The organism is Bradyrhizobium sp. UBA2491 (genome assembly GCF_002341725.1).
Classification (GTDB): Bacteria; Pseudomonadota; Alphaproteobacteria; order Rhizobiales; family Xanthobacteraceae; genus Bradyrhizobium.
Map to the genome: position 1 here is coordinate 25,877 of NZ_DDOP01000071.1, position 8,767 is coordinate 34,643.

General features: G+C 63.1%; 5 protein-coding genes. All 5 read left to right on the forward strand.

All coding sequences use genetic code 11. The features are described 5' to 3' along the window. Positions 1 to 324: 324 nt before the first annotated feature. The 5 genes from B2W55_RS24275 to B2W55_RS24295 all read left to right on the forward strand — a co-directional run bounded on the left by B2W55_RS24275 (position 325) and on the right by B2W55_RS24295 (position 8,465). Positions 325 to 1,689, forward strand: coding sequence for a calcium-binding protein (locus B2W55_RS24275; protein ID WP_291532294.1), 1,365 nt, complete (start codon positions 325 to 327; stop codon positions 1,687 to 1,689). 361 nt (positions 1,690 to 2,050) lie between these two features. Further along, complete coding sequence (locus B2W55_RS24280) at positions 2,051 to 2,665, forward strand: class I SAM-dependent methyltransferase (protein WP_024579574.1); 615 nt, start codon at positions 2,051 to 2,053, stop codon at positions 2,663 to 2,665. 196 nt (positions 2,666 to 2,861) lie between these two features. Further along, positions 2,862 to 5,096 (forward strand): peptidase domain-containing ABC transporter, encoded by a 2,235-nt coding sequence (locus B2W55_RS24285; RefSeq protein ID WP_024579575.1) that lies wholly within the window; start codon positions 2,862 to 2,864, stop codon positions 5,094 to 5,096. Further along, positions 5,086 to 6,432, forward strand: a complete 1,347-nt coding sequence (locus tag B2W55_RS24290) for an HlyD family type I secretion periplasmic adaptor subunit (protein ID WP_024579576.1) — start codon at positions 5,086 to 5,088, stop codon at positions 6,430 to 6,432. Before B2W55_RS24285 ends, B2W55_RS24290 begins: the two co-directional genes overlap by 11 nt. Further along, entirely contained in the window at positions 6,429 to 8,465 is a 2,037-nt protein-coding gene (locus tag B2W55_RS24295) for an SEL1-like repeat protein (RefSeq protein WP_029878844.1), read from the forward strand. The genes B2W55_RS24290 and B2W55_RS24295 overlap by 4 nt, the downstream gene beginning before the upstream one ends. Positions 8,466 to 8,767: the final 302 nt, after the last annotated feature.

Consider the following 8,767-nt stretch of genomic DNA (forward strand, 5'->3'; position numbering starts at 1 on the left):
ACTAAGCGAAGGCGCCGCCTCAACTCGGGTTGGGGCGGCGCTTTCTGCTATTAGAAACTGTGCCAAGAAATGTCGTCCGATAACCTAGCAGTGTTGCGGTCTGCGCGAATTGTTAGTCATCGGGATAGTTGACTGTTTGCTTGGCGGCTATGTAGCGCGTCTAACCAGGGGGCTACGTTGATGGCGACTTCCAATCTGGACCAGGCCGACTTCGAAGCAGCGATCAACTCCACGATCGATCCCGCGACCCGGCAGCAGCTGATCGACTATCTGATCGCCGCGGGGATCGGCTACACCAGCCCGGATAACGGCGCGACGATCCCGGTGGAGCAGGGGGCAGCGATCAGCAACCCGGATCCGGACGCCAATGCTCTGATCGAGATCAACGCCAATAATACCGTTCACATCGCCTCCAACCTGAAGGCGATCGTCGAAGCCACCAACCGCGACGTGACGCTGTCGGTGATCGGCAGCGGCTCGGTGCTGGTCGCGACCGGCGCCGGAAACGACTATGTCTCCTTCGTCAGCAGCAGGGATGCGGATTTTATTGGCGAGACGACGGTTTTTGCCGGCGCCGGCAACGACACGCTGTATGGCTCTGCGAGTGCCGCTGCCAATACGATGGATGGCGGCGACGGCAACGACCTGCTGGTTGGCAGCTCCGGCACCGTTGCCGAATACGGTGGCAGCGGGAACGACATTCTCTATTCAAACGCGCGTGATTTGTTGGGGGTCGTGCTCGAAGGCGGTGCGGGCGACGACACGCTGGTTGGTGGTGTCATCGGTGGTTCCGAAACGCTGCATGGCGATGCCGGCAACGACCTGCTGGTTGGCGCCGACGAGACCGCTTCCGAGTACGGTGGTAGCGACAACGACGTGCTCTACTCGGGCAGCGCTGCGGGGCACGGCTCGTTCCTCTCAGGCGACGACGGCAACGATTCGCTCTATGCCGGCGCTGGTAACGACCTGCTGGTTGGCGGTGCCGGCAACGACTTGCTGGTTGGCGGCGCCGGTAGCGACAGCCTCTACGGCGGCGCCGGCGACGACGTGCTCTACTCTGGCAGCAATTCGTTCCACGGGACCCTGCTTGATGGCGGTGATGGCAACGACGTGCTCTATGGCTCGTCGCTCTCTGGCGGCCCCGGCCACTACAGCGACACCCTGCAAGGCGGCGCCGGCAACGATACGCTGATTGGTGGCACGGGAACCAATTTCGAGCACGGCGGCAGCGGCAACGACGTGCTCTACGCGGGCAGCGATGCGTTGCGGGCGACCGTGCTTTTTGGCGATGACGGCAACGACGTGCTCTATGGCAGCGCCCGCAACGACACGCTGTATGGCGGCGCCGGCAACGATACGCTGGTCGCCGGTTCGGGCCACCAGTGGCTGATTGCCGACGGCAATGACGGGTCGTCGTTCATCGGCTCCGTTACCGGTACGGCCTCGATGGTCGGCGGCTACGGTCAGGACTACTTCTACCTGTCCAATCCGCACAGCAGTGACACGATCGACGGCCGTGGCGGCGACAAGGACTCGCTGACCTTCCTGGATCACGCCTCGACCGATTTGACCGCCATCAGCGACGGCAGCAATGGTTTCATGGACGTCAGCTTCAGCAACGGCCAGGTGACCCAGATAATCAACATCGAATACCTGATCTTCAACGACGGTCATTCGGTCAAGACGTAAGATCGATCCCAAGATAGATCCCAGGTCTCCACTCAGCGACGGCGCGCCTCAATCCAGGTTGAGGTGGCACCTTCTTCTGATCGATTGCGCCGATCGGAACTTTGTCGGCCGATCGGCGTCGGCACGCCGATCTCCGTCAAAAGTTCCACTTCAGGCATGCCCACCGGGTGGACGTTAAAAGTTAGTTCGTCACATTCGGACCACGTAGCTTTTGTAAAGGCGTGATGCTTGCTTAACACAACGGAACTGTGGGCCGATCGCCTTATGCCGCCCAGGTAATCTTGGGCAAGACGAACGATCGCTGCAGAATTCAGCCGCTCAATGCGCGAACCGTGGAGCTCTCGAATTGGCCAGGAAGAAGATGCTGAATGCCGGCGCCGGATCGACGGTGACCAAGCGGATCCAGCCACTGCTGACATCGCACGAGTGGGACGAGATTCGGCTCGACGTCGACGGAGGCGTGAACCCGGACATCGTCGGGTCGATTACCGATCTCTCCCGGTTGTTTCAGCCGGCCTCGTTCGACGCGATCTGGTGCTCTCATGTCATGGAGCATCTCTATGCCCACGAGGTTCATCCGACCTTCGTTCAGTTCCGCGAAGTGCTCAAGCCGGGCGGATTCGCGCTGATTATGTCGCCTGATCTCGAGGCGGTCGCGCAGCACATGCTGATCCATGGCCTCGGTGCGGTGGCCTATGTCTCCCCGGCCGGCCCGATCCGTCCGTTGGACATGATCTACGGACATTCCGGCGCGATCGAGCAGGGACGTCATCACATGGCTCACAAGACCGGGTTTTCGTCCGAGCGGATGGGAAACCTGCTGCTCAGTGCCGGCTTTCCGACCGTCTCGGTCCGGAGCGGGAATTTCGAGATCTGTGCGTTGGCCCTGATGCCGGAAGCCGACGATGAGCGGATCAGGCCGCAACTGGAAGCCTGTGGGTTCGACTTCCGGGAGACGGTGACCGCCGGCGCATAGTCCACAACGTTAATCAATGTTATAGGGTTCCGTGGCTAAACCCGTGTACGGCGCGCGTGCGCAGCCCGCTTTCCCGGTCGCCGTCACATATATCTTTTCGGGGCGATATGCTGAAAATGCTGCGTTAGCGAACTAACAGTGATAAGTTATAGTTCGCCAGGGACCGGATCTGCGCAGTCGAAACTCCGAGGCATTCATGACCAAACACCTCTCGCTCGTCGGCGCACCTTCGGTGGAGGCACTGCCACCCTCGGGGCTTGCCTGTCTCGTCATCGTGGCAAGACAGCACGGCCTGCACCTGACCCCGTCACAACTGATCCATGACAACCTGCTGGGCGATCAGGAAGTCACGCTGCCCGAACTGCTGAAATGCGCGAATTCCTCGGGCATGACGGCAAAGGCCGTCACGCTGGATTGGAAGGGACTGAGTCATCTCAAGCGGGCGCTGCCGGCCATCGTTCGCCTGCGCGACGGCAGCCACATGGTGTTGCTGCGCCTCGAAGGCGATGAGAGCAGCTCCCGGGTCGTGTTGCAGGATCCGAATGCGAGCGAGGATGCACTGCTCGTCATCGATCAACCGCGCTTCGAGGACATCTGGTCGGGCGACGTCGTCATGGCCAAGCGCGATTACGAGATTTCCGACGAGACCCAGCCATTCAGCTTCGGATTCGTCACTGCATTGCTGTTCCGCGAGCGACGCATCCTGCGCGACGTCGCGCTGGCCGCGCTGATTCTGGGCTTCATGGGCCTGGCGCCGATCATGTTCTGGCGGCTGCTCTCGGACAAGGTGATTTTCTACAAGGCCTACAACACGTTCTACGTGCTGTGCCTCGCGATGTTCGTGGTCATCATGTTCGAGGCGGCGTTCTCGTTCCTGCGGCAATATCTCGTTCAGCGCCTGACCGCGCGCCTCGACGTCAAGCTGTCGACCTATGTGTTCGAGAAGATGCTCAATCTGCCGATCGACTACTTCGAGCAGAACCCGGTCGGCCTGGTTTCCCGCGACATCCGCGAAGTGTTCCGCATTCGCGGCTTTCTGACCGGCCAGTTGTTCGGGACCATCCTGGATTCGACCACGCTGTTCTTCTTCCTTCCCGTCATGTTCTTCTTCAGCCCGATCATGACGCTGATGGTGCTTGCCTTTGCCGGGGTGATCGTGACCTGGCTGATCTTGATGCTCCCGGCCTATCGCAAGAAGTCCTCGGCGACCCTGGCGGCCGAGGGCGCGCAGGGAGCGTTCCTGATCCAGAGCCTCAACGGCATCCGGACCATCAAATCGCTGGCGCTCGATGCACGCCAGCGCCACATGTGGGATGTGCTGGTCGCGCGTGTCGCCAAGGCGCGGCTGGCGGAAGGCATGACCGGAACCGCGATCCAGACCGTGGTGCGTCCACTGGAGCGGCTGGCGGTGAGTGCGCCCTATGCGCTCGGCGTCTACATCGCGGTGTCGAGCGGCGATCCGGTCTATGTCGGCGCGCTGTTTGCCTTTCTGATGCTGTCGCAACGGGTTGCCGGCCCGCTGATGCAGATGGCCCAGCTCATCAACCAGTATGACGAGGCGCGCACCGCGGTCACCATCGTCGGCAGGCTGGTAAACCAGCCGGCCGAGGAAGGCCGCTCCGGCCATGGCGTGCGGGCGCCGCTGAAGGGGTTGGTCGAATTCTCCGGTGTCACGTTCAAGTACAAGGGCGCCGTATCGCCGGCGCTGAACAACATCTCGTTCGAAATTCCGCTCGGCACGACGCTCGGCGTGATGGGCAAGAGCGGTTCCGGAAAGACCACGATCACGCGGCTGCTGCAGCGCCTGCACTCCGACTATGGCGGCCTGATCAAGGTCGACGGCATCGATGTCCGCGAGTACGATGTCGACCATCTCCGGCGCAATGTCGGCGTCGTGCTGCAAGAGAATTTCCTGTTCAGCGGCACCATCCGCGAAAACATCGCGGCCGCAAAGCCCGACGCGACCTTCGACGACATCGTCAGGGCGGCACGCTTGGCCGGTGCCGAGGAGTTCATCGACAAGCTCCCGCGCGGCTACGAGACCTATGTCTATGAGGGCTCCACCAACCTCTCGGGTGGCCAGCGCCAGCGCCTCGCGATCGCGCGCGCGTTGATCGTCAATCCGCCGATCCTGATCCTGGACGAAGCGACCAGCGCGCTGGATGCGGAGAGCGAAACGATCGTCAACGCGAACATTTCGCGGATCGCGCACGGCCGCACGCTGATCATCATCTCGCACCGCCTGTCGTCGCTGACCAAGGCCGATGCGATCCTCGTGCTCAATCGCGGCGTGGTCAACGATATCGGCCGCCACGAGGAGCTCCTGGAGCGCAACGACATCTACAGCTCGCTCTGGTACCAGCAGAATACGCATCTCGTGCCGACGGGGCGCACCGAGAAGAACTTCAGGAGTCCGACCCTTGTCTCCTAATCAAGCCTCGCTCGCGACCGTCCGCCAGTTCCAGTCCGAGACCGACGCCATCCGCGAGGCCGCCGAGCCGCTGCTGGCTCGCGCGACGCTGTTCGTGCTGGCAGCGTTCCTCGCATCCGTCGTGGCGATCATGTGCTTCACGCGCGTCGATCGGGTGATCACGAGTGTGGCCGGCAGGATCGTTCCGGTCGATCAGATCAACGTGCTGCAAGCCCTCGATGCCTCGATCATCAAGACGATCGATATCAGGGAAGGTCAACAGGTCGAGACGGGACAATTGCTGGCGACCCTGGATTCCACGTTCACCGCTGCCGATGTCACACAATACAAGCTTCAGATCGCGAGCCTTGACGCGCAGGTCGCCCGCGACGAGGCCGAATTGTCGGGCAAGCCGTTGTCGTACGGCCAATCCAACGATCAGGACGTCACCAGATACAACGCCTTGCAGAAGGCGCTCTATGACCAGCGCGTGGCCCAGTACAGCGCGCAGGTGACCAGCTACGATTCCAAGATCAGCCAGACCGAAGCGACCATCCAGAAGGCGAAGAAGGACGACGAGCGGTACAGTCAACGCGCCGATATCGCCGGCAAGATCGAGGACATGCGCTCGACGCTCGCCGAAAGCGGCAGCGGGTCCAAGCTGAACCTGTATCTGTCGCAGGACAATCGCCTGGAGTTGCTGCGCCAGATCGACAACACGCACAACACCCTGCTGGAAGCGCAACACCAGCTGGATTCGTTGAAGGCTGATCGCAAGGCCTTCATCGAGCAATGGAACGCACAACTGAGCCAGGACCTGGTCACGACCCGCAACAATCTGGATACCGCCCGCTCGCAGTACGACAAGGCGGTCAAGCACCAGGACCTGGTCCGGTGGACGGCGGCCGAGCCGTCGGTCGTCCTGACGCTCGCCAAGCTTTCGGTCGGATCGGTGCTGAAGCCGGGCGATCCCTTCATCACCTTGATGCCGCTCAAGACGCGGCTCGAGGCCGAGATCCAGATCCTGTCGCGCGACGTCGGCTTTGTCCGGCCGAACGATCCCTGCACGATGAAGATCGACGCCTTCAACGCCGCGGAGCACGGCACGGCGGAAGGCAAGATCCGCTGGATCAGCGAAGGCGCGTTCACGACCGATGACGACGGCAAGCCGGTCGATGCCTACTACAAGGCGCGCTGCTCGGTCGACCAGACCAACTTCAAGGATGTTCCGAAGAACTTCCGCCTCATCCCCGGCATGACGCTGCAGGGCGACGTCAATGTCGGGACCCGCTCGGTGGCGATGTATCTGCTCGGCGGCATGCTGCGCAGTGCAAAAGAAGCGATGCGTGAACCATGACGGTGTCGACGCGATCGTTGCTGGACCGGCTCCGACCCGGTTCGTCCCGTTCCGACGCCAGGCAGTTTGAACGGGGGCTGGAGGCTTACGAGAACCGGCAGTATCTCGAGGCGTTGCGCCTCTGGAAGCTTGCGTCGGAGGCGGGCAATCCGGAGGCGGACTACCGGATCGGGCTGCTGTACGCCCGGAACGAGGGCGTGATCGGCAACATTCCCGACGCGGTCGTGTGGTATGAACGCGCCGCGCTGAGCGGACATACCGAAGCGCAATTCCAGCTTGGCTTGATCTACTTCAACGGGGTCAAGCCGATGGTCGGACCGAACCGGCCCGAGATGTGGCGGCAATCCACCGCGGCGCGTCTCGGCGAGAGGGCGACCAACCTCCACGAGCTGGTGTTCCCGAATGGAATCGGCGTGGCGAAGGACGTCGACGCCGCGTTCCTCTGGATGTCGGTAGCGGCGGAGGCCGGCAAGGCGGAGGCGCAAGCCATTCTCGGCGACATGTATGCCAACGGGCTCGGCTGCACCAAGGATCATGCCGTCGCCCTGCGCTGGTACGAGGCCGCGGCCGGGCAGAAGGCGGCGTCGGGCGAATTCGCGCTCGGCGACGTGTATTATCAGGGGCGCGGCGTTCCGGTCGATTTCGCGCAGGCCGCGATCTGGTATCACAAGGCCGCGGAGCAGGGCCATGTGCGTGCGCAGGTTGCGCTGGCGTTCATGTGCCTCAGGGGCACCGGCCTGCCCGAAAACGTCGAGGAAGCGGCGCGGCTGTTCCAGAGCGCGGCCGCTCATGACGACACCATCGCGCTCTACAACATCGCGTTGTTGCGATTGGGCGGCAAGGGGATCGCCAAGGATCTCGACAAGGCCGAGACCGCGCTGCGCAAGGCCGCGCGCAAGGACTACCTGCCGGCGATCCAGGCGCTGGCCGAGTTCTATGCGCTCGGCAGCGCCGCCGAGCCGGACCTGCGCGAGGCGGCCTGTTGGTACGAGAGGGCGGCCGAACGCGGCGATGTGCAGGCGCAGTTCTTCACCGGGCGCTTCTACGCCACCGGCACCGGCGTTTCGCCCAGCATCCGGCAGGCCGCGAAATGGTTCGAACGCGCGGCCGAGAGCGGCCACGCCACGGCGGCTCACAACATCGCGGTGTTCTATCTCAACGGCAACGGTGTGACGCGCGATGTCGCGACGGCCATCAAGTGGTTCGAACGCGCCTCCGAGGGTGGCATCAGCGCCGCGGGCGTGCAGCTCGGACGGCTTTACGCGGCGGGTAACGGCGTGCCGCGCGATCAGGTGCGCGCAGCCGAGTGGTTGAGCAAGGCCGCCAAGGGCGGCGACGCCGATGCGAAGACGGCCTACGCCGTGTTTTTGATCCAGGATGAGCCGTCCGAAGAGCGCCTTGCGCAAGCGCGCGCCCTGCTGACCGACGCCGCCGAGGTCGGCCATCCCGCCGCGGCATTCCAGCTCGGCGGGCTGCACATGGGAAGGTCCGGCGGCACCGCGGATTTTCCGGCCGCGGCGCAGTGGTTCAAGCGCGCGGCGAGTGCCGGCCATGTCGAGGCCCAGCACACGCTCGCGCTGCTGTATTCCGATCCCAAGAGCGGCCTCGGGGATCCGCAGGCCGCCGCGAGCTGGATCGTCAAGGCCGCGGGCGGCGGCAACGCCGCGGCCCAGTTCAAGCTTGCGGTGATGTACTGCACCGGCCAGGGCGTCGAGCAGGACCTTGCCCAGGGCGTGACATGGTACGAGGCGGCGGCGCGTCAGGGCCACACCACGGCGCAATACAACCTTGCCGTGATGCTGGGCCGGGGACAGGGCCGCGAGGCCGATCCGGCGAAGGCGGCCGAGTGGTTCGAGGCTGCGGCGAGGCAGGGCATGGTCGAAGCCGAGCTCGCGATTGGCGATGCGCTGCGCGCCGGCAACGGCGTCGCGCAGGATCGTGACCAGGCCTTGCATTGGTATCGGCAAGCCGCACGGCAGAACAACGAAGGAGCGCTGCGTCGTCTGCAGGCGATGGGCGAAAGCGTCGGCTGAGATCGTTGGAGGCGGACGTTTCGCCGCGCGCGCGAAGATGTCGAACAGCTTTGTTTCCAGGCGTGAAGGCACGCAATCAGGCACGTCGGCGTGACAATCTAGGCAGAACCAACGATGGCTTTCATATCGAGGACAGCGCGAGTGCGTTAATGTGATAGGCGCGGAACAAAAGTTATGTCGATCTTAGATTGTGTGATAGTGAGCGATAAGCTCCGGGGATCGGGACCTGGGCGCGTCGGAAGGGCAATGTGATCATCTCGGGATCGAGCTTGTGCGGCACCGATGTCAATCGGCGTTCAAAT

Bases quoted from the DNA above. Each gene is read 5' to 3' on its own strand.
- B2W55_RS24280 (WP_024579574.1), top strand. From the start codon at position 2,051: ATGCTGAATGCCGGCGCCGGATCGACGGTGACCAAGCGGATCCAGCCA.
- B2W55_RS24285 (WP_024579575.1), top strand. From the start codon at position 2,862: ATGACCAAACACCTCTCGCTCGTCGGCGCACCTTCGGTGGAGGCACTG.
- B2W55_RS24295 (WP_029878844.1), top strand. From the start codon at position 6,429: ATGACGGTGTCGACGCGATCGTTGCTGGACCGGCTCCGACCCGGTTCG.